Raw genomic sequence first — 23,215 nt, 5'->3', positions numbered from 1 at the left:
GAATATACGTTTTTGTCATACAAAAACCGATTCAAATCTCAGGCATCAAACACCCCTTATGGTAGCAAATCAAGCCCCAAAGACGGTGTTATTTATGAAACACAATCCACAGGCCTACGGCAATGAGCAATCCGCCGAAGAGGCGCTCGAGCACGGTGTCTTGTAGCGAGATGGAAAATTTTGCGCCTAGGTAGGCACCCAGGAAAAGGCCCAGGGCAATGAGCGCAGCGAAGGGGATGATGATATAGCCGCTACGGTAATACTGGATTGCGCCTAAAAGGCCGACGGGTAACAGCAAAGCTGCTAGAGAAGTCCCGACGGCTTCGTGCGAAGAGCAGTGAAGCAGGTACATCAGCATAGGTACAATGACGATTCCGCCGCCGATGCCAAACATGCCAGAAAGCAATCCTGCGGCAACGCCAATCAAGAGAACAAGTACGTAGTTCATCACAACCCATGGTTTTGGATTTATCGGGAATCGTTTATCGGCTTTATTTTTGTGAACGCTTCAGGGATAGGAGAAGTGGCCTTGTTGGTGCAAAAATTTTTTGATTGCAGCACGTGTGCTTTTTAAAGCTCTAGCAAGTGCGATTAAAACAGCTCTTGAAGAAGCCTGATTGCTATGCCGTATTACATTGCTGTTTACGATGCCAATGTTCGCCGGGTGGCCAAAGTGCTGAAACTCTTTCGGCGCTATTTGACCTGGGTTCAGCGCTCTGTTTTTGAAGGGGAGCTTACTGAGGCCCAATTCCATCGTCTTCGATACGAGGTGCAAAAGCTTATCAACCCTGATGAAGACGTGGTCATTTTTTACGAACTCCGTGACGCCCGCTATAGCCAACGCGTTGTCCTAGGTACAGAGCAAGGCCACCTCAATCGGCTGCTTTAAGGTTTGTTTAGGGCAAACATCCGGGTGCCAAGCTCAAGTGCACTTCGTGTCATGCTGTCAGCCGAGGTGCCACGTCCTTGCAAAAGGGCGTGGTTTTGCCTTACCACCACATATGCCATCCGCGATAAGGCTCTTGCTTAGGATCGAGCAGGTGTCGGATAAGCTTGTAGCATTCCAGACGGATTAAGCGCTCATAGCTTACATGTCGTTCGAGCTGGCGGTGGTACACCGTTTGTCGCAGGCGTTCATCCCATTGCTGCACAAAAATCTTGCGTCCTTCCTCATTCATGTATATTCCTCCCAGATGCGGCTCAAAATGTTTTCGCGTAATCTGTCCAGTTTTAACCAGTCGGAAAATTGTTCGGTCTACCAGAAGCGGCTTAAAAATCTCCGATAAATCCAAAGCCAGCGAAAACCGTCGGAATCCAGGTTCATGCAAATATGAAATCGTCGGGTCGAGTGCTGTGCGATGAATCTGACGGATGGTCGTGGTATAGCATAAACTGTTGCCGAAGCTGATTAGTGCGTTGAGTTCATTGGTAGGCGGCCGCCGCTCGCGTCGCGTGAAGGTAAAAGCTTCTCCAGGTCCATCCTGCAAGATTGCGGGCCAAGCTTGATAGTAGGCATCGCGGCAGCGCCCTTCGATGCCCATAAGTTGGGCGACTTCTTGGGTTTCGCGGAGTCCTGCACGTTCTGCCTTCACAATTTCTATAGCCTGTGCGACGTGCTGCTGCCGCTCACCTTCGAGTCGGTTCAGGTAGTAACGCAGCACGCGCAGCAAGTTGTACGTAGCAGCTTCGACAAACGCCCGAGCAAGGTAGATGCGCCTTTTAGGCCGCACGTAATGCAATACTTGTTCGATGCGCAGTCGTCCACTATGCAGAAAATCGCGTGGGATATAGGTTCCCGTATAGTTACCGTAGTAATCATAGAAATGCGCGGGGATGTCGTGTCGTGCTAGAAACGTCAATAGCTTTGAATTTAAGTCCACCTCTCCAAAAAAATAGAGGCTTTCCACCTGTTCTACAGGAAAAGGGATGCGCTCGCCCGTAGGCGTCCCCGAAGAGGCGCCGCTTTCATCTTGGTCGTCTGGAACGCGTTCGCCTGCGGTTTTTTCGAAAAAGAGCGTATTTTGTCGTCGGCGTAGCCGCCCATTAGAAAACAAATAATACGGCCGTTTCATCCCTGCTCAGTGGGGTTGACATTCGGGGGGGAGCAGTGGAAGCAGCTTCGCGAAGCAGGCCAGCGTTGCCTTGACATCGGCTTCGCAGTAACGCCGAACCCCATCGACCCCTTCCGTTTCTAAGATTTGCGCTATCAGGCTACCATCGCCATGCGCCTTAGGGTTAGGAATGTGCAAGAGCGCGCACAAGTCTTCTAATCCCCAGTTGATCCCGGAAAACAAATTGAACAGATCGCAGTGGGGATATTGTCGATAGGGATAATCGTCGAGTAAGCCGCAAGTGATGGGTTTTAGGCCGTGGTGTAACGTGCGTGCCAGTAAAAAGGGAACATCGAATCGTTTACCGTTGAACGTGACCCAGCAGATTTTTTCGCCGCGTTCCACAACGCGCTGCAGATCCTGCCAAAATTGCTGCAGTATGCGCCGCTCCTCGGCGGGCTCCGTAGCCAGGTAGGAGTGGGGTGGGTTAGGCTGTAAAGGATCATTTTCAGCACGCTGCACAGAAATGCAGACGATACGGCTCAAAAGGGGGTGCAAGCTGGCTGCCCAGTGGGCGAGCATATCTTCAGGCATATCAGGTTCGCGCTGTCGTCTAAATTGCATTTCCCGCGCTAGGCGGGCTTGCTGCTGTGCTGAATAACCCTCTAGAGGCAGCGGACATGTCTCTATATCTAAAGCAATGTAGTGCATGCTAGCGGTCAAAAAAGTTCTGCGTTCTGGCTCCTATTTGTACATAGGGGATTCCCAAGGGTCCAAAAACCGCTCTCATCCAAAACATAACTCTTCGTATGCACATTTTTTGCAAAAGCGACGGTTGACAAGACGGGGCGGCGGTAGGGCTTGGGTGGCTGTCTGGTAAATTGCTTGTACGATTTCGTTTAAACGAGTCTCGTGTTCTGGTTCAAGTATGATGTTTTCGGTGCGCCGCTGACGGGGAAAGTTCAGCTGACCTCTAAATGGCTGGCCGTCGGTTCGAGTCACGCCAAGCAGTTTGAGTAGCCATAGATAAAACCGGAGCTGCCAGCGGTGGGCTTCCAGGGCCCTAGGGCTATGTTTGGTTTCGTGCAGCACACCATCGCGCAGCTCAGCCCAGTCAATGCGCCCTGCTAAACGAAGTCCTTCAGGCCCCTCTGCCTCTACGTTCACATGGCGCAGTTCGTCGGTATAACTAGTCTCGTCAAGCAGCCGACCCAAAGCCACAAGTTCTGACTCATGCTCCATCCAAAGCCCATGCACCGCAAGCCACACTCTGCGCCGACAAAGCACATAGTAGTTTACTAGGGTACCGGTGACGCAAAGCTTATGCATTTCGGTGCTAAGCATTGTCTGTCTTGCTTGGTTAAGTTTCGTAGGTATATGCTAGAGCATATAGACTTCTGCAGCCTCCTCTGCTTCAGGTCTTAATCCCCAGCACGAATCATAAGCTGCATGGGCTACCCAAACCTGGTGTTCTTCCAAGCGCGTGAGTGCGGAGCGCTCACGCCAAGCGTGGAAACGTCCACGTGACACAGGGACCAGAAGACTGTAGGCCTCAACTAAGGCTCCAGCTTCGATGCGCTGCAGGAATGCTGCTTGAAGTGGACGGGGCAGCACTTCATAGCCATCAAAAAGCGCGTCGAACTCATCCTCTAAGCTTGGATCTGACTTGAAAGCCACAAGACGCTCCGGTCCAGCTACGTCATTGAAGGAGCTGCGGCCTCGGTTGACTTCCTGCAACAGGCGGTTTATTTCGGGCGCATACACTTCGTCTAGCCAGCTTGTCAGCTTAGCTTCATCGATTAAGGTTTCATGGTATGCGGTTAGGTGCTCGACGGTGCGCCGCATGAGCGTTTCTTGATGATAGGGCCATTTCCAATCAATAGGCTCAGCCGTGACAAAGACTGGGCGTTCCGGCTCGCGACGTCGGCGGTTAACGCGGCCGAAGCGTTGCACCAAAGCTTCAAGCGGTGCAGGTTCCGTGTAGAGCGTATCGAAGTCAACATCCAGGCTAACCTCGACGACCTGGGTAGCCACGACGACAAAGCCCTCTCGACGCGGCTTTTCTAGACGCTGCAGTAAAGCCCTCTCCCGTCGAAGCCGATCTTCGGCAGTGTAGCGGCTATGCACCAGCAGTACAGGGTCGTGCTCTGGATCACAAGTCTCTTTCCAGTGAAACCGGAGCTGTTCAGCCAGCCGAACAGCGATTTCTTGCGCAGCAGCAACCAAGTTAGTAACCACAAGCACGGCCTCGCCAGCGCGTACGCGTCGCGCGATTTCTGCAAGTATGGCTTCATCATTAAGCCGACCGTCCCGGATAAAAAGTCGATGGCGGCAGAACCTATGGTAAAGCGCAGCGTCGGCCTGCAGAAGTGGTACTTCAAGTACCTTTTCCAACAACGTACGCAGCCATGAAGGCATTGTAGCGGTCATTACAGCTAAGCGTACCTCAAACCTTTGACGCAACGTCTCAAAAAGACCAAGTAACAAACCTAGGCGTATCGGTTCATAGCCATGCACCTCATCGACTACCAAGTGCGCCCCATGGAGCATGGCCCACTGACCTTCATAACCAGGCAGCCGAAAAGCCGCACGCAAGAGTTGATAAGGGGTGGCCAAAAGTACCGGTTGCTGATGAAGTCGCCCCAGGTTTTTCCGGAAGATAGCTTTCTGATAGGCCTTTCTGGCCTCATATTTTTCCTGTGCCAGTTCTCGATAGATTGCCTGCACAGCTCGACTGTGCACAAGTCCCACATCGTTGCGGCACAATCCATATCGCTGCACAAAGCGCTGATACATTGCATTAAGGCTAGCTTGGTAGGGCAGCAGATAAAATACAACCCCCCGACGTCCTTCTTGAAGCTGCCTATGTGCCCACAGAAGTGCGGCTTCGGTTTTACCACTTCCGGTGGGCGCAGCCAACAGCAATGAGCCTCGCGTTTTTGCAGCTTGATGCTGATGTGGGTACCAGTCCTTGGGGTTCTGGGGCATGGCGCGCTGCAAGCCATCCAGTACAGGTGTTCTCAGAGGAGGCGCCTGCGCGCTGGCTAGCCGATCGGCCTGCAGCAAAAGACCACGCACAAAAAGGGCTTGGCGGCAACGCACAGGGTCTGCCCGTCGTCCTAAGCCTGAGGGGCACCATTGTTTACAATAATACTCTTGATAAGCCCGCAGTCCTTGACGGATACGGTCTGGACCTTCTTGAATCAACCGGGGTATGTCGGCCAGCAAATCGAATTTTGAGGGCAGTGGCAAATCTAGGCCTTCCGATGTGATCGTTTGAGGCCACTCTTGCGTTGTCCATACTGCCAGCGCTTTGAGTCGTTCTTCATCAATTTCTTCCCACCGCGCTTCAATTCCGGCATCTTCGGGATGCAACACTTCAATATACTGTCGGGCCAGTACCTCATAATCCCGGTGATGCGCTGCTACAGCTGCTGCTGCAAGTGGATAGTCAGGATCATCTGGCTTTAAAACCCAAGGTAGAAAAGCTAAAGAAAGCACTTCGTGCCGATAACTCCATTTTGGGCCACCGTTAAGCATTGCCTGAAAACCGCGTGCAGCTTTACCAAAGTCATGAATCCAAGCCGCAGCAAAAAGCGCCTTCCACAAGCCAGGAAGTTCAATTTTTTGCTCTAAATCGGGCATGCGATGCCTAAGTTCACCTAGCCGCCGAATCACTTGGCGCGTATGCTGAGGTAATGACTCGCCTCCCTCACGGATACTCTTGGCCTTAAGGGATTCGGCGTTCATAGCCACACTACAGCCTAAACTGATGAAAAGTCAAAATTCGGGGCTCTGCCGCCTCAACGTCTTCGGTCCAGAATGAAACTTCGTTTGTGGCTTGCACAGGGAACGGAACATCCAGCACGAGGAACCAATCCCAAAGCACAGGCCATCGATGTCGTGGTGGAATAAAGCGCGGCATGTAGACAGCGATTGCCATTGGGAGCTGTGCCCGTAAACTGAGCGGCAGTAGACCGGGCTCTAAGCGTCCGGACTGTGCTGGATGAAGCACAACGCGCTCGACACGTCGGATACTGACCAGCTCTTGGGAACGACCCAGCGTGAGCAAGTAATGCGGGCTGCGAAAAGCCTTTTCAAGCACGTCCAGCTCATTGCCTGCCAAGAAAAGCGTCATGCGAATGCTCACGAGCCACTCACGCGGTAGCACATTGCTTGTCGCTTCTAAGTTTTTTTGAGATGCTGCCCCCCGCGTAGCTGTATTGGGCTCAACGAACCAGATCGTCTCCAGGTCGTCCACACGTGCGCGCTCACAGTAAAAGCGGTAGGCGAAAGCAAGGTGTTTCGGGTCTGGGAAATATCCTAGCGCTGCACTTACTAGTCCATAGATTGTCGAAGGCGGTGGCATAGGATAGCTTGGCTGCCGGCCGATAAGAAAATGTGGGTACCGAAACGAGGCAACCGGCCCTTCCAGCTCTACACGTACTGCTTCCAAACGATCAGCCATTATTCCAGCCATTCTGGATGTTGGGAAAGGTCTTGAGCAAGCTGTCGAAACACCTCTCGCGGGTGTCCAACAATCACCCCATGAGGATAGCTCTGCTGAAACGTAGCCCGTGCTTCTTCAAGCTGCCGACGCCCTTCAGCAGCATACCCCTCAACCCATCCAATGTAGAGCGGCGACAAGATTTGGTCGGCCCATACCTTAGCCACCTCCTGAAAAGCCCCTGGGACTGGACGGGCTAACCCCTCCCGGTCGCCATCAATGGTGTAGTAGAAAGGATTATTCCCTCCACGAAGCACAGCCATCACCACAACGACCGGATTGGTGTCTGTGTAATGTAATGCTTGTTTCGCCCCACCCTCTACTAAAGGCAAAGCTTTAAGCAAAGCCTGCACGCGTTTCAGTCGTTCGGTTAACGCCAACCGATAGGTCTTTGCATCAGCATCGTGGATTAGGCCACGCGCTTCAGCCAAGCGGCGACGCTCTTCATCCAGGTTCAAAAAGCCCGTACGATTTTCGTAAGTAAAAACCCCTATTCGGCCTAAATCTATAGAGAACATGCCCTTGAGTGATGTTCGATAAAACTGATGTTCATAAGGTACTGGATCACCTTCGTGACGACTCATCACGCCAAAATCCTGCACTACTCCATCACTCAACCCGACTAAAGTCCCAACCCGAAAAGGCGCTACGCGCGTGACCGCTTCTTTTGTCTCGGTGCTTTCAGCAAAAGCTTGCCGGCTAGCGTCTGCTTTAGAACTTTTTCCGGGGGCACGCATGTAGCCAAAGACATCGTCATCGGCATATTCGATTGGGTTAGCATCCGTATAGGCCACTTTGGCTTCACGAAAAATCGGCGCTACCGTCCACCCTTCTGGCTGCAGTGTCTCAAGCGTACGTCGGACCCAGTATCGATAGGCCTGAGCAGAAACGTAAGGATAGGCACGCCCACCTATACGCAAAGCCTTTACGATAACAGCGTTCTCTGCTGCTTGGCCTGGTTGCGTACCCGCATTATTAAGCGCCGAAGCTGGTGCATGCAGCACCTGAATTCCACTAATAAATGCCATATGACCCTCTTTTTTGTTAGATCGACTATTCTTCGATGTTTATTTCTTCCTCTAAAAGCTCTGGGGCTTGCTGGAAAAAGCCTCGATGATAGAGTTCTTCGAGCACCCGAATCCGGATGAGATCGCGCACAAGACGCCAGTCGCTGCTTGGAAAGCCTTCGGCTTCTTCAAACAAAAGGAGATAGTCCTCCAGCGTAAACAAAAGCTGGTTTTCTCGACGCAGTCGCTCGCGCAGCGCGCGCAGCAGTAGCGCTCGAAAAGCGCGATAGGCATCTGTCCCTGAAGCCAATCCCATCAGCTGTCGATAAAGCCGACGGTCGTTTTGCTCGTGGATTTCCCTAGCTAACTCATCTGCCAGGCGCCGAATCATTTGAATGCGATCGGTGTGCATAACATCTCCTATGATTTCCTTTAAAAAGAGCTCGACTAGTGGCCACTGATCAATGTCTGTGGTGTGCAACTTTCGACGTACACCAACGCGACTTAGGACATAGCGCAAGAAAATGCGCCGGATAAAGCCATCAACCTCTAGGGGCAGCTCTGACAAGCGCTCATAAACTTCATTAAAAGCCTGTAGACGATCCGCCTCCTCAAAGGGCTGCTCCTGCTTATCCTTTTTATCCTTCCTAAACCAAAAAGCCTGCACAAGCGCTTTCCAATGCGCTTGGTAGGCGGCCGATCCAGCACGAGCGAGAAAACGGTGCACAACAGGGGGTACCGTATATAGGTCGATGCCTGGGGCGTTTCCGCTGTTTGACAGATGATAGAGCGTAAGACTAGCCTCCTGCCCACCTAGAGAGAAATGGTAGCGCTTAGGCATGCGAAAAACTTCAACAAGTGCTTCAAGCAAACGGGTACGCGGGGCCTTACGGTCGCGCCAGTCCTTGCCAGCCCGTAAAAGGGCAAGCTCTCGGTCAAGCTCATCTTTCCAGATATCGCATAAATCCAGCACAAGTTCTAGGCGCTCGGAGCCTACAATCATCAAACGGCCACTCACAACAGGCGCCACGCGCGGCAAGGAAAGCACGCACCCTAAAGCCAAATCTGAAAGGGGAAGTTCGGGGCGACCTGTTGGATAAAAATTAAGCTGCCGCTGCCCCTGAAGTAACGGAAACAGATCCCGTGCTGCTCGAACTACCGCCAGACGCTCTGGGAAAAAAGTACAGGGCTCTCCAAATGCTAAACTTGACTTCTTACCCCGTGCATAGGCAAACGTCTCCTCAATCTTGCGCGTCCGCTCTGCAGGATTTTTTTGCCAAGAAGGGTTATCAAAAGCGTTCAACGTAAAAAGAATAGAACAAGGCTTCTTTAAATGTTCATTCTTATAATCTTGTTCTAGCTCATCCATCCACTGAGCCCACTGCGCCTGCGTAACTTCCTTCGGATCTTTATTGCCAGTAGCCAGCACTACCGCAGCAACGCCCATATCAATAAGCGCATGCCCCGTCCAGCGTAAGCCCAAAGACATACGGTCTTAGTTTTTTCAAAAAGAAACCCTCACAACAGATTTGTTACCTCTTCTGCTCAAAAATTTTAACTCAATAAGCGTAACAAATACGCGTCGCTACAGCTGTCTACGACAAAAGCACCCCTACATAGGTACCTTACCTGGCAATGAATAGTGCAAACACCCTCTGGCTTTGGCAAAGCTGCCATCCAGCGCTTTTAGAGCGGATGCATTTAGGCAGAGTTGTGTTTAGAGCCAATATATCTGCAATCGGCTGCTTGCTTCTTGGATTGGCAATCCCGCTTGAATATGGGGTATATTTTAATTCTTCTCTTTTGGACAAGGCCTTATTTTTATTGGTTTATTAATCCTGCTTATTCTAAGTTATTACGCTTTCTCTAAAAACACCCCAGCCTTTTTACTTTATAAGTATGGCAAGCAGGTTGTTCATTAAGAAATCGATTCCTGAGCTTATTGAGCAGGCCGAAGACCGTGGTCAGGGTCTTCGGCGCGTTTTGGGTCCCTGGAATTTGGTCAGCCTAGGCATTGGGGCCATCATTGGGGCAGGCATTTTTGTGCTCACCGGGCAAGCAGCCGCACAGTATGCCGGACCGGCTATTGTCTTGTCTTTTATTCTGTCGGGGATTGGCTGTGCTTTGGCTGGTCTTTGCTATGCCGAGATGGCCTCGATGATTCCCGTAGCTGGAAGTGCCTACACTTATGCCTATGCGACGCTAGGTCAGTTTTTTGCTTGGATTATCGGCTGGGATCTGATCCTGGAGTATTTATTTGGGGCATCAACCGTCGCTGTTGGATGGTCGGGGTACGTGGTCAGCTTTCTTAAGGATTTTGGAATTGTTCTACCTTCCGAGTGGACCCAATCGCCTTTTACTTTTGACCCTAAAACCCACACTTGGGCTACCACAGGAGCGATCCTCAACCTGCCGGCCGTATTCATTATCGCTCTCATGACCACGCTCCTGGTTATCGGTATCCGGGAGTCGGCAACGATGAACAATCTCGTTGTGATGGTCAAGATTTTTGTTCTGCTTTTGTTTATTGGTGCCGGTATCTTCTTTATCAACCCGGACAACTGGGAGCCTTTTATCCCCCCCAACGAAGGAAAGTTTGGCATTTATGGTTGGAGTGGCATTTTACGGGGGGCTGGGGTGATTTTCTTTGCCTATATCGGCTTTGACGCTGTCTCAACCGCAGCCCAAGAAGCTCGAAATCCTCAGCGAGACATGCCCATAGGCATTTTAGGATCGCTAGGCATTTCAACGCTGCTCTACGTGGTTGTGGCGCTGGTGCTTACAGGTATTGTAAGCTATAAGATGCTGAACGTACCCGATCCTATAGCCGTAGCGGTGGATGCCGTTGGTCCTGAGTTATTCTGGCTTCGACCTTTGATCAAGATTGGAGCTATTGCTGGATTGAGCTCTGTGATCCTAGTTATGCTTTTAGGTCAACCCCGGATCTTTTACTCCATGGCCCGAGATGGCCTTTTGCCCAAATACTTTGCTGCTGTTCATGCGCGCTTTCGCACCCCGCATATCACCACTATAGTCACAGGCATTATCGCAGCGATCTTTGCGGGGCTGTTTCCTATTGGGATTTTGGGAGAACTTGTCTCCATTGGAACGCTACTGGCCTTTACCATTGTATGCCTTGGCGTGATTGTCTTGCGCTACACCCGTCCCGACATCCCTCGGCCCTTTAAAACGCCACTGTTCCCTTGGGTCCCTATCTTGGGAGCGGGCATTAGCCTACTCCAAATGCTTTCCCTGCCGTGGGACACTTGGCTTCGGCTGCTGCTTTGGATGGCGCTTGGCCTCCTTATTTACTTCACCTATGGCCGTCGGCATGGCGCTTCGCGGGCGTCGTAAGACGTGCTTGTGATTTCTTCGCGGGCCGCGCCGATTCGCCTGTAAGTTCATTGGGCAACGCACCACTATTGCCAAACCTGAAAAAACCTCAGGTCTGCGCTGAAGTATTCGTACATTTCCCCGTGATGTCGTAACCCTAAGCTGCCAGCTAGCAGGAACAGCTTGTCAGAGCGCTTCAGCCTGCTCCAGTACTGTCGGAGACGCCTTCCTTGTCCGGCGGGTATTCGTGCTTGCGTAGGATGCGCTTCACCAGCACGCGCAAGTTGGCGCGCACGTTCTCGCGAAATATCCCATCGATGCAACGGTCAGCCTAGTATATGATCGCCGTCTGTTCCAGTTCGGTGAGGATTTTCCCGGTCCAGATGCCAGCGCAAGGGATTCTCAGCGATGTATTGACGAATGCGGTTCAAGAAGGCATCGTCGCGGATGATGTGTTCATAATAATTGCGTTGCCACAACCGACCGCGGAATGGCGGCCATCCGGATTGTTTGACGCCGCGGATATATTCATTGGTGGTCATCGTTTTGAACCATTGAACGATTTCCGGTAGGGGCGCACCTGTTGGGGGCGCACCCGTGTGTGCGCCCATATGATCAGGGCAGACGCGTAGTGTGTGCGCCCATTCCCGTGTGTGCGCCCATTCCCGTGTGTGCGCCCATTCCCGCATGTGCACCCGTTTCATCGGGGCAGACACGCGGGTCTGCCCCTACGGGATTGGACGTTATCACGATAATCCCATGGAAATGGTTGGGCATGATGACGAATGCGTTGGTTTGCACGTTTGGGAATTTGTGATGCCATTTGGCCCACCATTTTTCCATCATCCGTCCCGCCTCGTTCAACCGCATCTCCCCATCCACCACCTCGCCAAATAGGCATGCCCGATCCTGGGTCACAAGGGTGATGAAATACGTGCCGGGCCGGGAATAATCATACCCCTTCAGCCGAATGCTGCGGCGGTGATGCTTTTTAGGGTCGTATTTCATGGCTACATACCCCGTGCTTTCTCCAACCGCGCCCGTACCAAATTGACCACCGCCTCATACACCGCCTCACGCTCGCTGGGCGTTAGACCCAACGCGTCAAAGGCGATGTCGTCTATCTTAAGGGGTTATGCATCTTGCTTTTTCTTGCTGGGCTGGAAGTTCTGGTAGTCTAAACACCTGTTGGCGCTATAGCCCATGTGGCCGATAGCACTTCAGCCTGCTCCAGAACGACCTGCGTCGCCTTTTCCTGTTTGTCCGGCGGGTATCCGTGCTTGCGCAGGATGCGCTTCACCAGCACGCGCAAGTTGGCGCGCACGTTCTCGCGCAGGGTCCAGTCGATGCTTACATTCGCGCGGACGGTTCTGACCAGCTCGCGGGCGATGGTGCGCAACGTCTCATCGCCTAGCACCTTCACCGCACTGTCGTTGGTTGCCAACGCGTCGTAGAAAGCGAGTTCTTCCTCTGTGAGGCCAAGCCCCTCACCGCGTCGGTCGGCCTCTCGCATCTGCTTGGCCAGCTGAATGAGCTCTTCAATCACCTGCGCCGCCTCGATGGCCCGGTTCTGGTAGCGGCGGATCGCCCGTTCCAGCATTTCCGCAAACGACCTGGCTTGAACGACGTTCTTGCGACGCCAGGTGCTGATCTCTCCTTTGAGGAGCTTCTGCAGCAACTCCACCGCGAGGTGCTTCTGCGGCATGCCCCGCACCTCTGCCAGGAACTCGTCGGACAGGATGGAGATATCGGGCTTTTTCAATCCCGCGGCTGCGAAAATGTCCACGACGCCCTCGGGAGCAACGGCGCGAGAGATGATCTGGCGAATAGCATGGTCGAGCTCTTCCTCTGTTTTCGACTCGCCCGGTGCCCGCTTGACCAGGCTCGCCCGTACCGCCTGAAAGAAGGCTACATCGTCCCGGATACGCAGCGCTTCCTCGTGTGGGACTGCCAACGCAAAAGCTTTGGACAACTCTTGCACCGCTCGTAGCAACCGATCCTTGCCGTTTTCCTGCAACAGAATATGCTCCTGCGCAGCAGGCAGGAGCGACAGCTTTTCCTGGGGGGGTCCCGTCTTCCACACCGACCAGTCGAAACCGTGGAAGAGATCGCAGCAGATTTCGTACTTCTCGCGCATGACCGCAACGGCCTCCTCCTGGGAGATAGCCGCCTGACCAGTACCCCCACTTTCCGTATAGGTCGCCAGCGCCGCCTTGAGTTCATGGGCCAGCCCCAGGTAGTCCACCACCAGCCCGCCGGGTTTGTCACGAAACACGCGGTTGACCCGCGCGATAGCCTGCATGAGGCCATGGCCGCGCATCGGCTTGTCCAGGTACATCGTGTGCAGGCTCGGGGCATCAAAGCCGGTCAGCCACATGTCCCGGACGATGACCACCTTGAAAGGATCGTTGGGGTCCCGGAAACGCCGGGCCAGGAACTCCCGTCTCTCCTTGTTTCGGATATGCGGCTGCCAATCTGGGGGGTCCGACGCTGACCCGGTCATCACGACTTTAATGACGCCTTTATCGTCATCTTCGTGGTGCCACTCCGGCCTCAGCTTGACGATCTCATTGTACAGCTCAACGCAGATGCGCCGGCTCATGCACACGATCATCGCTTTGCCTTCCAGCACCTCCAGCCGCTTTTCGAAATGCTCGACGATGTCCTGAGCGATCAGCCTGAGGCGCTTCTCAGCACCGACGATGGCCTCCAGCTGCGACCACTTGCTCTTGAGTTTCTCTTTGCGCTCGACCTCCTCACCTTCCGTGACTTCCTCGAATTCTTCCTCGATCTTCGGCTTTAACTCTTCGGGAAGGTCGAGCTTGGCCAGCCGGCTCTCATAGTAAATGGGCACGGTGGCGCCGTCCTCAACCGCTCGCTGGATGTCGTAAATGCTGATGTAATCGCCAAAAACGGCACGCGTGTTGCGGTCGGCCAGCTCGATGGGGGTTCCGGTAAAGGCGATAAAGGAAGCATTGGGCAGGGCGTCGCGCATGTGACGGGCGAAGCCGTCAATGAAGTCGTACTGGCTGCGGTGCGCTTCGTCGGCGATGACGACGATGTTGTGGCGTTCCGAAAGCGTGGGGTACCGATCACTTTTTTCTTCAGGCAGGAACTTCTGAATCGTGGTAAATACCACACCACCCGCTTGCACGGAGAGGAGCTCCCGCAGATGCGCGCGGCTTTCCGCCTGCACGGGCGGCTGGCGCAGAAGGTCCTGGCATCGGGAGAAGGTGCCGAACAGCTGGTCGTCGAGATCGTTGCGATCGGTGAGGACAACGATCGTCGGATTCCTCATCGCCGGCTCACGGATGATGCGGCCGGCGTAGAAGACCATCGTCAGGCTCTTGCCAGAGCCCTGCGTATGCCAGACCACGCCTATGCGGCGGTCGCCGGGCGCACCGCCGGGTTTGCGTCCTGCCTCGTAGCCCGGACCCCGCTCGGCTACTTGTTCCGCGCGAGTGAGTTTTGCCGCGCGCAGCGTTTCCGCCACAGCCACCTGCACGGCGTGGAACTGGTGGTAGCCTGCCATCTTCTTGACGAGCCGCCCGCTGCCATCGTCCTCGAAGACGATGAAGTCACGCACCAGGTCGAGGAAGCGGCGTTTTTCAAATAGCCCCTCGATTGCCACTTGCAACTGTGTCATCGTCTCCGGAGCCAGCGTTTCGCCCGTGATCGTGCGCCAGGGCTTGAACCATTCACCTCCAGCACCGAGTACACCGACGCGCGCCTCGGTACCATCCGAGATCACCAGCACCTCGTTGAAAGCAAACAGGGAGGGGATCTCAGCCTGGTAAGTCTGCAACTGTTGGTAAGCGGTCCAGATGGTCGCCTTTTCGTCCGCCACGTTCTTCAGCTCAATGACCGCCAGCGGCAGGCCATTGACGAAAAGCACGATGTCCGGCCGGCGGGTGGACCGCTGCTCGGAGACGGTGAACTGGTTGATGGCGAGCCAATCGTTGTTATTGGGATCGTCGAAATCGATCCCCCACACCTGCGCGCCACGGATGACGCCGTCCGCCGCCCGATACTCCACGTTCACGCCATTCACGAGCATGCGGTGCAGCGCGCGGTTGCGTTGAAGGAGATCCGCCCCTTCGGGCCGCGTGAGCTTGCGGAAGGCATCCTCCAGCGCTTCGGCGGGTAAGTTGGGGTTAAGGCGAGCCAGGGCGTCGCGCAGCCGCTGGGCCAGGACTACCTCGCCGTAATCAGCGCGCTCGGCCATGAGCGTCCCTGGCGCCACGTCCGGCCCGTAGGCGGTCCCCCAACCGATAGATTCCAGCCAGGAGAGGGCGGCTTCCTCGACATGAGATTCGGTCAGGTGCACCATGGTTCGTTCTTTTATAGAGGCGACGCGTGCGTTGCCCTTACAACATCCAGGTTTTCCCGATCCAAGGCCCATTGTAACGGGTTGTTGGTGATGTATTCCCGAATGCGGTGTAATTCATCACTGTTGCGGATGATGTGTTCGAAATAATTGCGTTGCCAGACGGGGGCGCCGGGTGTGCCGCGATGTTCGTTGATGCGTTTGGCAACGGCGGATTTATACGAACGGATAATGGTTGGGATGGAACCGGCCACGGGTTTCCCAAATTGTTCCAGGGTAGGGGCACGGCATGCCGTGCCCCTACCATCGACAATGATAATAACCCCATGGATATGGTTGGGCATCACCACAAATGCATCTAATGCGGCATGTGGGAAATGCACCGGGATGTCAAACCAACATTGCCGCGCAATTTTCCCCCATGCATTCAACCGCATTTCCCCATCCACCACCTCGCCAAATAGGCACGCCCGATCCTGGGTCACGAGGGTGATGAAATACGCGCCGGGCCGGGAATAATCATACCCCTTCAGCCGAATGCTGCGGCGGTGATGCTTTTTAGGGTCGTATTTCATGGCCTCCGCTCCTTCAAAAACCGTTTAGCATCCTTGACCCGCAACTCGCTGGAGATGGGTTTGCAACACAGGTTGTCGCTCAGAGCTCGGTGGTGCGTCAAGGTGAGTAGTTTCAGGGCAATGGGACCCCCGTTCATCTTACCGCTCCCCCGCCAGGTCCGCCAGAGCCGCCTTCAACACCTGAAAGCAAACCTTGGCCGTATGCTGATCTGGCGTGAATTGTGACCGCATTTGTTGGTATGGGTGGATGAAATTCCGAAAGTCTCGCAAACCGTGGCTGAACTTTTTGACGTCCAACTTAAGCAATCCAACGTCGTGGGCCACGTCGATCAATTGTGCAAGACTCCATTCATGGAAGGACTTGACCTTGCCTTCGGCTGTCTTGGGACTGATTGGTGAGCGGTTAAATTTCTCCTGATGTCGTTGAGCTACCGCAAGAAGCACGCCTTCGAGGATACTCCCGCATAGAACAATAACAGCAAAATAAGCGCCTGCTTTAAGAGCTTTAGCTGCCTCGTCCAGCCTGGCCGCAATGATGTCTGTAACCGGCCCTTCAACTGGAAGTTTGCTCAGGTTCGAGATGACGAATTCCTGGCGTAGGAACGCATCGCCCGTTTCGGCAGATGTAGGCGAGGCTTTACCTCCTGACAATCTAGAAACAATCGCTTGACATTTTTTAAGGATAGCTTCATTCGGCTTTCTGCCACTGAGTTCACACTGCAGGACATAAGCGTCGAGCACTTCCTTCAAGACAGGTCCAACAACGGAATCAGGTTCCTGATCCCAAAAGGCTCGCATCTTCTTGGCTTTTGATGTTCCGTATGTTTGGTATTTTTGACTGTGAATATCGATATTGTAGCGTCTGAACAATTCGGCAAACGTAGCATCCGTGTAGTTGAGCACGTATCCATTCTTCATGCCTAGAATTGCTTCGAAGTATCGCTTTTCGCTATCCGTTAAGCTACTCATCTGTTCACCCCCATTCTTTTAGGAATCCTTCAGGATCCTTGACCCGCAGCTCGCTGGAGATCAGCCAGGGAAGCAGCGCGTTGCGGATGGCAGCAGATTCGACCATCAATTTGGCTAAGCGATCCTCAAAGAACATCCTTATGTAGACCCCTTGACTTTGTTGAGTATCCACAATGCATTTTCTGTTGCTTCAAGGAGCTGTTCAAAGCGCTCCATGACCACCTTGTTCTTCTTCCAGAACTCCAACGGCACTGTCGCCTCCGGAGCACGTGTCAGTTCCGAAAGAACTTGCACCATTTCTCGATCCTCATATTCGAAATGGACGTGGCTTTTTCGACGCGCATATGGCGGAAACAATGTAAGCCGCTTCGCACTTACTTGGATACCCTCTAGGTTGGCTTCAACTGTACGATCTAGCGCGAGTAGGTTATGAAACGCCCGGTTCCGTACCCCACTGATTATCTCTCGATAACGTTCTAGGGATGGTTTCTTTCGACTCTTTGTCCATGGCAGGTTCCTAAAGGCTTCGGCAACCTCAAAATGTTCTTTGATTGTGCACCACAAGAGCACTGCCTTTAGGTCTGCGACGCTCACTAGCAGTTCAAGTACCTTGATCGCATCATCTGCGAAGTTGTAGGCAACACGCATGGCATCTCTAAGGTATGAATCAGCTCCATTTCCACCTTTAGAGTACTCACTCAGCGCTTTGCTATAAAGTTTGCGCTGCTGCTCAGCTGAAGCCCGAAACCGCGAGAGTAACGTTGCAGAAGTCTTCCGCTTCTTCGCCCCGGGCTTAGGTAGAATTAAGCGCTTACGTGCTTCCTCCCGCAACTTCTCGAAAGCGTCGGCAAAAGCAACCTCTAAGCTATCGAGCGCGTGGCCCACTTGACCTTGCACGACTTTCTCGACAGCTTTCCACGCTGCCCCGGGATCTGTCAGCTGGTTCACTACCACGGCCTTACTGCCACCAGCGATGTCTTGGACATGCGTTTGTTGGGCTGCGGGGTCATACTTCACCGACTTGAGAAAGCTGTGGTTAAGAGGGACCTCGCAATCAGCATCCTGCAACTCGCCAATGAGGACGAATACCAACGAACCGATCCGCTGCACCTCCTGCTGTACAGCTTCCTGAAGTGGGATACGGTCAGGCAGGTTCTTCGATTTTGAGCTGAACAACTTAAAGTCTGAATCGATATCGCCTGGCTTCACGATGGAAAGCTCGTCTGTACTTGGTTGGCCGCCCTTTACCGTAAGGCAGAGGTATTGCTCGTTCTTAGAGGTTTTAATGACGGGCTTTCGGTAAATGAAGCTATTGTTCAAGATAACAAGGTCGCCGTCATGCGCCTTCTGCTCCTGAAACCAATTCTTGAACGCTTCGGTCGTGAGCACGCCCTTGACACTGCGCTTGATTTTGTTTTCGAGGGTACGCATGGTGGGAGGACTCATAACCCTCTCTCCTGCAAAAACTTCTCCGCATCTTTCACCCGCAACTCGCCGGAGATGAGTTTGGGCAAAAGCGCGTCGCGCAGGGCGGCGAGGGTGCGCGACTGAACCGCACGACGCCACGTGTTTTCGATGATTGGCTCGATTACAGCATTCATCGCTTGCAACGTCGCTTCCGGTGGCACAGTCAGCTTCGCAGCGGACAAGTGGTGGCGTTGGATGTGACCCATCGTCGTCGCTTTGCCCGCTGCGATATGCCGGAAATCGTCGAGATGCTGGTGTATCCCCAGATAGCAGAGCCATCGCGGATACTGCTCCGACGTAACCTTGAACAGGTGTTGGTTCAGCGCGCCGGGCCCGCCGGCCCAGAACACGCACTCCAGCGAGCCTGACCAGGAAAACAGGATGTCGCCGTCCTGGACGACATAGTCCGGGTCCAGGTCGGCGCTCGCGCGGTCTGCTCCTTTCGTGTTGCCGACGCGCAGTTGCGCGATCTTGATGACTGGCAGCCATCGATCGTCCGTTGGAGGGTATTTCTGCAATGCCAGGCCGTTGACGAAGCGGGCGATCTCGTCGAGGGCTTTTACCTCCCACCCCTCCGGAATCTCCCCCAGTTCTGACTCCACCAGTCGATCGGGGAAGAGGTCATAGAGGTGGGCGGGGAGACCGGGGAGGGATTCGCCGCGGCGCCAGCGGCCTTCCATCTTGGCGCGGACGGGCTCAAAGTCCACAAACCAAGCCTTGAAGATCGCCCGCGCCATCGCCTCCAGCGTCTCGTTCATGCGGCGGTTCAGCTCGATCTTGTCGTCCAGCGTGCCGAGGATGTGGGCGATGGCGCGCTGTTCGGGGAGGGGTGGCAGAGGAATCTCCAGCGAACTCAACTCACTAAGACTGAAGTTAGCCTGCACGGATTGCACTACGCGAGTGTGTGCCTGCCGAACGCGGCTATCGTCCCTCAGAACGTAGTAGAGGAACCGAGGAATCACGGCCTTGGGGTTAGGGCGCACGATTGCAACAGCTTGGTTTGTGTTGGCTGGTAGAATACTTGACGGAACAAGCGCAACGCGTCCGATTGTGCCAGCAATAGTGAAGAGGATGTCATCTTGCTCAAGGACCGAGCGAGAGAGAAGTGCGTTCGTGGTCTCATCAATGTACGTAAGCTTGTTGGTATCGATTCGACCGTCGTCGGTGATTGACTCCACCTTAACGAACCTAATTCCTCGATCAACGAACTTGCCACCTACAGTCGTTGGCGTCGTCCCTTTTGTGACACGAACCGAGACCTCGCCAATAGTTGCTTTCCGCCACTCACCCCCCATAGCCCACCTCCTGTGAGTTTTCGGAAATTGCAACCCAAAGGGAATCCCCCTGCGCGGTTATATTTGCGCGCGTGGTTATTGGATAAACGCGCGTGGTTTTTTGCTCAGGCAAGCAATTTATTGCTCGCGAGCGATTTTCAATTGATCGCGAGCAATTATTTGCAGGGGCGCGCATACTTATGAGCGCGCTCATAAGTTTTTTGTGCGCGCTCATATTTTAGCGCTTTCGCTCATAATATGTCCCCCGCTTTGTGCCCAACCGGACGAGTAAGCCAGACTGGACTAAGCGGCTCAAAAGTCGCGTTGCCTGGAAGGGTCCTAACTGGCAGAGCTCCGCTGCCTCGCTTCGTGTGATTCGGCCGTGCTTCGCCACATATTGCATCACCATCTGCTCCTGCTGGAGCGGCTCAAACCCCCGCTGGCGCACATAGGCGGCGGGTCTCCCCAAGCGGCGATAGGTCGCCGCTGAGAGATGCCAGGTGCGGCCCTTGCGTTCGCCGCGAGCTTCCACAAGGCCAAACTCGACCAAGCGATTGAGCACAGCCCTGACCTCGGGTTCCGGTTTTTGGGTTAGGCGCATCGCCTCATCGGTTGTCAACCGTCGGTCCTGCCAAAGGGCATTGAGAATGAGCAGGTCGTCCAACCTAAGCTCACGCCCAGCCCGGGACTCTTCCACGAGGAGGCGGACAAATTCAAGGTTGGCTTCACCGCCAGGCAGGACAAGCACAACTGTCGATTCGGTGCTGCGCTCGTAGGAAGGTGCGGGGCGGCCGTTGCGGAGCTGTTCGTAAAAGATGGTGTCAATGCCCCGGGCAGTTCGCTCTACGATGCCTGCACGCTTGAAGGCGTCGGCTAGTAAAGGGTTGCGTGGGCGCGGCGGCGTGACGAGCAAGTTGTCCAGACGCACGCCTTCAGGGAAGCCGCCCGGGTTTGTGATTTCAATGCGGTCGATGTGCCACTGGACATGCACAGCGCCCAGCTGGGTGTAGTCGCGATGCACGAGCGCATTTGCCAGCCCCTCCCGAAAGGCTGCAGGGGGATAATCCGGCACACCAATCCGGAAAAGCCCGACCAAAACCTCTTCCTCTCGGTTACGGGCGGTGAATCGTCGCTCGCACTCTTCTAAAACCCGCAAGAGTGGCCAGTGGAAAAAGTCATTGACCTCTACTTTTTGCCCTTTTAGTACCTGGAATGCAACTTCATGGGTAGGGAGCAACCGCCGCAACGCCTCTTCCTTGCCAAAGAGCAATAGCCCCAACACTCGGATGGTGCGGACTTGGCCGTTGGCTTCCACCGCACCCAGTGCCTTAGCTAACTCGATGTTGTCCAGTTTCAGCAGCGAAGAATCACCACCACGTTCGCGAATACTCCGTCGAAATCGCTCAAATTCCAAAGGATCTAAATCTTCCCAGCGAGCTTGGGGAACAGGCAAAGCGGAATAGTCTAAGATACCCCGGTCAGCTTGCAGGGATTGCATCTCGTGGAAGAACATGGGAAAGCAAGCAGGCTTACCGTCGCCACCTACTACCCGCCGCAGATACTTGCCCCCTGTGGTAGCAACAGGGGTGTGAGATGGGGGCACTTCGATAGCCAAAATTTCTTTACCCTTCCAGGGGATTAGGGAGACTTGCACGCTCAAAGAGGGCCGAGTGCGGTTAGCGATGAGGGCAGCGATCCGCTGTGGATCCGTGCGTCCAGACTCGTGGCGGGGACGCGCACCGGTCACGCGTCCATCGTCCTCCACACCTACAAGAAGCCACGCCGGCTTGGTGGAGGAACGGTTCGCCAAGCAAACGACAGTTTCGACAAGTTCGTCGTCGGAAAGAGGACGGCGTTCCTCGCCTTTGAACTCGACATCCAGCGATTCACCTTGTCGAAGCAACTCTTTCAGCAGTTCCGGTGTCATGGTTTCGGACTCCAAAATCCGAGTTCTTGCAAATTTGCTTCAATCGCCGCATCCAGCCTCGCAGCTTCCGCCTGCTGCGCGCGCAGTTGTGTCACCAGCCGCGCCATCTTTTCTGCAAAGGGTTCATCGTCGTCTTCCTGCGGTGGAGCGCCGACGTAGCGGCCAGGCGTGAGCACGTAGCCGTGCTTGCGAATCTCCTCCAGCGTAGCGCTCTTACAGAAACCAGGCACATCCTGATACGCGCCGGCACCCGCTTGCCCGCGCCAAGCATGGTAGGTGCGCGCAATCTGAGCAATCTCCTCGTCGGTCAGCTCGCGGTGCGTGCGGTCCACCATCCGGCCCATCTTGCGGGCGTCAATGAAGAGCACCTCCCCGCGGCGGTCCCGAAGGGGTTCCTTCTGTCCAGCAGGAGGTCGGCCGCTCTTGTCCCGCGCGAGGAACCACAGACATGCGGGGATCTGGGTAGAATAAAAGAGCTTGTCCGGCAGCGCCACCATGCAATCCACCAAGTCAGCCTCGATGATGTTTTTGCGGATTTCGCCCTCGCCCGACTGGTTGGAGGACATGGAGCCGTTCGCGAGCACGAAGCCCGCATAGCCAGTGGGCGAAAGATGATGGATGATGTGTTGCACCCAGGCAAAGTTAGCATTGCCGACAGGGGGGATACCGTATTTCCACCGTTTATCCTCCCGCAAATGCTCACCGCCCCACTCCTTCATGTTGAAAGGGGGATTGGCGAGGATGTAGTCGGCCTTGAGGTCAGGGAACCGGTCGTCGTGGAACGTGTCACCCTGGGCGATCTGGCCATCGATGCCGCGGATGGCAAGGTTCATCTTGGCCAAGCGCCACGTGGTGTAGTTGAGCTCCTGGCCGTAGATGCTGACCTGAGACCGAGCCCGCCCGCCGTTCCCGTTACCGGTGGCATGAGCCTCGATGAACTCCACCGATTGTACAAACATGCCCGCTGACCCACAGCATGGATCGTAGACGCGGCCGCTGAAGGGCTCAAGCATCTCGACCAGCAGCCTAACTACGCAGCGGGGCGTATAGAACTCGCCGCCTTTCTTGCCCTCGGCGCTGGCGAACTGCTTGAGAAAGTATTCGTACACGCGGCCGAGCACGTCCTTCGCTCGGGCATCCTCATCGCCGACCCTGATGTTGCTGACGAGGTCAATGAGCTTGCCGAGGCGCATCTTGTCCAGCGCAGGGCGGGCATAGTCCTTGGGAAGGACGCCTTTCAAGGCCTGGTTGTCGCGTTCGATGGCCTCCATCGCGTCGTCCACGAGCTGACCGATGTTGGGCTGGCGCGCCTGCGTCTTGAGGTACTCCCACCGGGCCTCGGGCGGCACCCAGAAGATGTTCTGGGCGCGGTACTCATCGGGATCTTCTGGGTCCGCGTACGGCTCCTGCTCTAACCGCTTGTGGTGCTCCTCGAAGGCGTCCGAAATGTACTTCAAAAAGATGAGGCCGAGGACGACATGCTTGTACTCGGCGGCGTCCATTGAGCCGCGCAGCTCGTCAGCCATCTGCCACAGCTCGGCCTCATAGCCGAGCGTGGTGCTGTTTGTCTGGTGGTTGCGAATCTTTCGTTTCATCGGGGTTACCTCACTGCAAGATTACAATTATTCTACCTGCGGCAAATTGTATGGACGACCAACTGGTCACCCTTCCACATGTAGCATGGATGCGGGTCTTGCCAGGTCCTTTGGTGTGAGCTAGGGAGTGTTGCCATCGAAGTTCTAGGGGGCTTGTGTGGATGGAGTACTTCCCTCAACAAG

The 23,215-nt window shown here is 54.6% G+C and carries 19 protein-coding genes and 1 pseudogene; 2 read left to right on the top strand and 18 right to left on the bottom strand.

Annotation, left to right across the window (positions count from 1 at the left end):
- Window positions 1-88 precede the first annotated feature (88 nt).
- Window positions 89-448 carry a sulfite exporter TauE/SafE family protein gene (locus J8E65_RS11475; protein ID WP_210376196.1) on the bottom strand — a complete coding sequence of 120 codons (360 nt, stop codon included), beginning with the start codon at window positions 446-448 and terminating at the stop codon, window positions 89-91.
- A gap of 174 nt (window positions 449-622) precedes the next feature.
- Between J8E65_RS11475 and cas2 the strand changes: the two genes are divergently transcribed.
- Complete coding sequence (gene cas2, locus J8E65_RS11470) at window positions 623-889, top strand: CRISPR-associated endonuclease Cas2 (protein WP_210376194.1); 267 nt, start codon at window positions 623-625, stop codon at window positions 887-889.
- A gap of 100 nt (window positions 890-989) precedes the next feature.
- On the opposite strand, the gene cas1b is transcribed toward cas2, so the two are convergent.
- From cas1b to J8E65_RS11435, 7 genes are all read right to left on the bottom strand, one after another.
- A complete protein-coding gene (gene cas1b, locus J8E65_RS11465) occupies window positions 990-2,072 on the bottom strand; it encodes a type I-B CRISPR-associated endonuclease Cas1b (protein ID WP_210376193.1) in 1,083 nt (360 codons plus the stop codon).
- 6 nt (window positions 2,073-2,078) lie between these two features.
- Window positions 2,079-2,645: a ribonuclease H-like domain-containing protein gene (locus J8E65_RS11460; protein ID WP_237181980.1), complete on the bottom strand. Its 567-nt coding sequence runs from the start codon at window positions 2,643-2,645 to the stop codon at window positions 2,079-2,081.
- A gap of 192 nt (window positions 2,646-2,837) precedes the next feature.
- The gene (gene cas4 / locus J8E65_RS11455) at window positions 2,838-3,380 is read right to left on the bottom strand and encodes a CRISPR-associated protein Cas4 (protein WP_210376189.1); all 543 of its coding nucleotides are present in this window, start codon (window positions 3,378-3,380) and stop codon (window positions 2,838-2,840) included.
- Window positions 3,381-3,431: 51 nt separating this feature from the next.
- Window positions 3,432-5,801 carry a CRISPR-associated helicase Cas3' gene (gene cas3 / locus J8E65_RS11450; protein WP_210376188.1) on the bottom strand — a complete coding sequence of 790 codons (2,370 nt, stop codon included), beginning with the start codon at window positions 5,799-5,801 and terminating at the stop codon, window positions 3,432-3,434.
- 7 nt (window positions 5,802-5,808) lie between these two features.
- Window positions 5,809-6,519, bottom strand: a complete 711-nt coding sequence (gene cas5, locus J8E65_RS11445; RefSeq protein WP_210376186.1) for a CRISPR-associated protein Cas5 — start codon at window positions 6,517-6,519, stop codon at window positions 5,809-5,811.
- Entirely contained in the window at window positions 6,519-7,586 is a 1,068-nt protein-coding gene (gene cas7i / locus J8E65_RS11440) for a type I-B CRISPR-associated protein Cas7/Cst2/DevR (RefSeq protein ID WP_210376184.1), read from the bottom strand. Before cas7i ends, cas5 begins: the two co-directional genes overlap by 1 nt.
- 25 nt (window positions 7,587-7,611) lie before the next feature.
- A complete protein-coding gene (locus J8E65_RS11435) occupies window positions 7,612-9,054 on the bottom strand; it encodes a hypothetical protein (protein ID WP_210376182.1) in 1,443 nt (480 codons plus the stop codon).
- Between the two features lie 410 nt (window positions 9,055-9,464).
- On the opposite strand from J8E65_RS11435, the gene J8E65_RS11430 reads away from it, so the two are divergent.
- Window positions 9,465-10,919, top strand: a complete 1,455-nt coding sequence (locus tag J8E65_RS11430; protein ID WP_210376175.1) for an amino acid permease — start codon at window positions 9,465-9,467, stop codon at window positions 10,917-10,919.
- A gap of 165 nt (window positions 10,920-11,084) precedes the next feature.
- Here the strand turns inward: J8E65_RS11430 and J8E65_RS12730 are convergent.
- From J8E65_RS12730 to J8E65_RS11380, 10 genes and pseudogenes are all read right to left on the bottom strand, one after another.
- Window positions 11,085-11,217 (bottom strand): annotated as a pseudogene (locus J8E65_RS12730) (type I restriction enzyme endonuclease domain-containing protein); the annotation flags it as partial.
- Window positions 11,218-11,224: 7 nt separating this feature from the next.
- The gene (locus J8E65_RS12630) at window positions 11,225-11,509 is read right to left on the bottom strand and encodes a transposase (protein WP_210376171.1); all 285 of its coding nucleotides are present in this window, start codon (window positions 11,507-11,509) and stop codon (window positions 11,225-11,227) included.
- A 4-nt stretch (window positions 11,510-11,513) separates the two neighbouring features.
- Entirely contained in the window at window positions 11,514-11,906 is a 393-nt protein-coding gene (locus J8E65_RS12625) for a transposase (protein ID WP_210376169.1), read from the bottom strand.
- A 169-nt stretch (window positions 11,907-12,075) separates the two neighbouring features.
- A complete protein-coding gene (locus J8E65_RS11410; RefSeq protein WP_210376167.1) occupies window positions 12,076-15,228 on the bottom strand; it encodes a type I restriction endonuclease subunit R in 3,153 nt (1,050 codons plus the stop codon).
- Window positions 15,229-15,239: 11 nt separating this feature from the next.
- Entirely contained in the window at window positions 15,240-15,800 is a 561-nt protein-coding gene (locus J8E65_RS11405) for a transposase (RefSeq protein WP_210376165.1), read from the bottom strand.
- A gap of 138 nt (window positions 15,801-15,938) precedes the next feature.
- Window positions 15,939-16,769, bottom strand: coding sequence for a hypothetical protein (locus J8E65_RS11400; protein WP_210376163.1), 831 nt, complete (start codon window positions 16,767-16,769; stop codon window positions 15,939-15,941).
- 138 nt (window positions 16,770-16,907) lie between these two features.
- Window positions 16,908-18,200 carry a hypothetical protein gene (locus J8E65_RS11395; protein ID WP_210376161.1) on the bottom strand — a complete coding sequence of 431 codons (1,293 nt, stop codon included), beginning with the start codon at window positions 18,198-18,200 and terminating at the stop codon, window positions 16,908-16,910.
- A gap of 11 nt (window positions 18,201-18,211) precedes the next feature.
- The gene (locus tag J8E65_RS11390; RefSeq protein WP_210376159.1) at window positions 18,212-19,531 is read right to left on the bottom strand and encodes a restriction endonuclease subunit S; all 1,320 of its coding nucleotides are present in this window, start codon (window positions 19,529-19,531) and stop codon (window positions 18,212-18,214) included.
- A 217-nt stretch (window positions 19,532-19,748) separates the two neighbouring features.
- The gene (locus J8E65_RS11385) at window positions 19,749-21,437 is read right to left on the bottom strand and encodes an ATP-binding protein (protein WP_210376157.1); all 1,689 of its coding nucleotides are present in this window, start codon (window positions 21,435-21,437) and stop codon (window positions 19,749-19,751) included.
- Entirely contained in the window at window positions 21,434-23,032 is a 1,599-nt protein-coding gene (locus J8E65_RS11380; RefSeq protein WP_237181978.1) for a class I SAM-dependent DNA methyltransferase, read from the bottom strand. The genes J8E65_RS11385 and J8E65_RS11380 overlap by 4 nt, the downstream gene beginning before the upstream one ends.
- Between the last annotated feature and the right edge of the window lie 183 nt (window positions 23,033-23,215).

Source organism: Rhodothermus bifroesti, from assembly GCF_017908595.1.
GTDB lineage: Bacteria > Bacteroidota > Rhodothermia > Rhodothermales > Rhodothermaceae > Rhodothermus > Rhodothermus bifroesti.
Note: the sequence above shows the minus strand (reverse complement) of the source record. Positions and strands in the feature narration are given on the sequence as shown.